This is a genomic window from Methylobacterium sp. (assembly GCF_019750675.1).
Taxonomy (GTDB): domain Bacteria; phylum Pseudomonadota; class Alphaproteobacteria; order Rhizobiales; family Beijerinckiaceae; genus Methylobacterium.
The window spans coordinates 1-2471 of the sequence record NZ_JAIEOF010000215.1 but is presented as its reverse complement, the minus strand read 5'-3'; the positions used below and the strand labels follow the sequence as shown (position 1 = coordinate 2471).

2 protein-coding genes are annotated in these 2471 nt (G+C 68.8%); one reads left to right on the top strand and one right to left on the bottom strand.

The window, feature by feature from the left end:
- Positions 1 to 1154: polyhydroxyalkanoate depolymerase (phaZ, locus tag K2X24_RS11585; protein ID WP_292498063.1), on the bottom strand; the 1154-nt coding region annotated here is incomplete at its 3' end.
- A 175-nt stretch (positions 1155 to 1329) separates the two neighbouring features.
- Between phaZ and K2X24_RS11580 the strand changes: the two genes are divergently transcribed.
- Positions 1330 to 2471 (top strand): ActS/PrrB/RegB family redox-sensitive histidine kinase (locus K2X24_RS11580; protein WP_292498060.1); only part of this gene is annotated, 1142 nt, incomplete at its 3' end.

The window sequence follows — 2471 nt, the reverse complement described above, 5'->3', positions numbered from 1 at the left end:
CCGACACCCTTCTGCAGGTGATAGGCCTTGCGCTCGGTGGGCAGGTTCGGCGTCAGGTCCAGGGCGGCCAGCGTCTGGCCGACGCCGGAGATGTCGTCGTTCTCGCCCTCGACGGCGAGGATCGCGCAGGTGCGAATGGCGGAGAGATCCACGCGGGCCCCCCGATGGATCATCGCTCCCTGCGGCAGAGCGTGGTCGACGAAGACCGTCTTCACGGTCTGGAGGTAGAACTCGGCGGTGAGGTCCATCACCGCGAGGTACTCGTCGTAGAAATCGCGGTGCTTCTCCGCCGAATCGCCGTCGCCCTTCACGAGATGGTCGAACATCTCCGTATGGGCGTTGACGTGCCGGTCGAGGTTCATCGCCATGAAGCCCGAGAGCTGGAAGAAGCCCGGATAGACGCTGCGCCAGGCACCCGGATACCCGGCCGGCACGGTGGTGATGCAGTTGCGCTCGAACCAGGCCGTGCCGCGCTCCTGGGCGAGGCAGTTCACGGCCGTGGGGGAGCGGCGGGTGTCGATGGGCCCGCCCATCAGGGTCATCGAGCGCGGCACGGGCTCGTAGCCCTGCGCCTCCATCACGGCGATCGCGGCCAGGACCGGGACCGCGGGCTGGCACACGGCCATGACGTGGAGATCGGGCCCGAGGTCGCGGAAGGCGTCGAGCAGGTAGTCGATATACGTGCCGAGATCGAAGCGCCCGGCCGTGAGCGGCACCATGCGGGCATCGACCCAATCGGTGATGAAGACCTGATGGCTCGGCAGCATCGCCTCGACGGTGCCCCGCAGCAGCGTGGCATAATGGCCCGACATGGGCGCCACGATCAGGAGCTTGGGTTGTGCCTCGGCGGGCCCGCGCACGAAGCCCCTGTCGAAGGTGACGATGCGGCAGAACGGGCGCTCCCAGACCACGCGCTCGCTCACCGGCACGCTGACCCCGTCCACCTGCGTGGTGGCGAGGCCGAAGCTCGGCTTGCCGTAGCGCCGGGTCACCCGCTCGAACATCTCGCAGGCCGCTGCCACAGAGCGCGCATAGGGCGAATAGGCCAGCGGATTGGCTGGATTCTGCAAGCTGTGCTTGGCCATGTCGGCGACGAGGCGCGCCGGCGTGGTCATGATCCGGGCCGCCTCGTACCAGTAATAGGACAGGTTCACGCGCCGCTCCCCCTTGTGCCGGTGCCATGGTCCATGCGGCGCGCGACGCACCGGTCCGGACCGAATCTCCGGCCTTCGTTCCCTTCGATCTAAAACAAATGCAATCGCCGCGAGAGCCGTGCAACGCCGATGCGGGGATGGACGCGAGACAACCAAGCCCTATCGTTTCCGAGACATGATCGACATGAGCACCAGCGGCTTCGTCCGCGACGCCCGCCACCTGCGGCTCGACACCTTCGTGCGGCTGCGCTGGCTCGCGATCACCGGCCAGAGCGCGGCGGTGGTGGGCGCGCAATTCGGTCTCGGGCTGCCCCTCCCGTTCGGCTGGTGCTTCCTCGTCATCGCGACCTCGTCCTGGCTCAACCTGGCGCTCCGTATCCGCTTCCCGGCGAGCTACCGCCTCAGCGACGATTCGGCGGCTCTCCTGCTCGCCTTCGACATCATCCAGCTCGCGGCGCTGCTGTTCCTCACGGGCGGGCTGCAGAACCCGTTCTCACTCCTGTTCCTGGCGCCCGTGCTGATCTCAGCCACGGCCCTGCCGCCGGAGCGGACGCTCGCCCTCGGGCTCCTGGCCATCGGTCTGGCGACCCTCCTGGCCCTGGTGCACCGCCCCCTGCCCTGGTTCGCGGACGGACGGCTCGAACTGCCGTTCCTCTACATCTCCGGCATCTGGACCGCGATCCTGCTCGGCACCGCCTTCACGGGGGTCTATGCCTGGAAAGTGGCGGAGGAGACGCGCCAGCTCGCCCAGGCCCTCGCCGCCACCGAACTCGTGCTCGCCCGCGAGCAGCACCTGTCGCAGCTCGACGGCCTCGCGGCGGCGGCGGCCCACGAACTCGGGACGCCCCTGGGCACCATCATGGTCGTCACCAAGGAACTCACCCGCCAGCTCGCCACCACGGCCAGCCCCGCCGTTCGCGACGACCTCGCGCTCCTGCGCGATCAGGTCGACCGCTGCCGCGGCATCCTCTCGAAACTGACCTCGCTGGACAGCGACGAGGCCGGTTTCCTCCAGACGGTCGGGCTCAGCCACCTCGTGGAGGAACTCGTCGAACCCCAGCGCGCCATGGGTATCCTCCTCGACGTCTCGAACCACGGCGACGGCCCCGAGCCGGTCTGCCGGCGCAATCCGGGTGTGATGTTCGGGCTCGGCAACATCGTCGACAACGCCGTCGACTTCGCGAACGCGCGGGTCGTGATCGAGGCGCGCTGGACCCTGGAGCGGGTCTGGCTCGAGATCCGCGACGACGGCCCCGGCTTCTCCAGCGAGGTCCTGCTCCGGGCCGGCGAGCCCTACGTGACCACCCGCAGCCCCGA